General features: G+C 69.5%; 1 protein-coding gene. It reads left to right on the forward strand.

What is annotated here, in order from left to right:
* Window positions 1–282, forward strand: a 282-nt coding sequence (locus GTW43_RS03005; RefSeq protein WP_161299996.1) for a homocysteine S-methyltransferase family protein, incomplete at both ends; no start/stop codon positions are given.

The raw sequence follows: 282 nt of genomic DNA on the forward strand, positions 1-282 counted from the left end.
ATGCTGCTCGGCTCGGAGATCGGCGCCGCGCTGACCTCGCTGGAGCCGCTGGGCATCGACCTGATCGGCCTGAACTGCTCGACCGGCCCGGCCGAGATGAGCGAGCACCTGCGCTACCTCGCGCAGCACTCCACGACGCCGCTGATGTGCATGCCGAACGCGGGCCTGCCGATCCTCACGAAGGACGGTGCGCACTTCCCGCTGACCCCGCCGGAGATGGCGGACGCGCAGGAGAACTTCGTCAACAGCTTCGGTCTGTCGCTGGTCGGCGGCTGCTGCGGC

It is taken from the genome of Streptomyces sp. SID5785 (assembly GCF_009870065.1).
Lineage (GTDB): Bacteria > Actinomycetota > Actinomycetes > Streptomycetales > Streptomycetaceae > Streptomyces.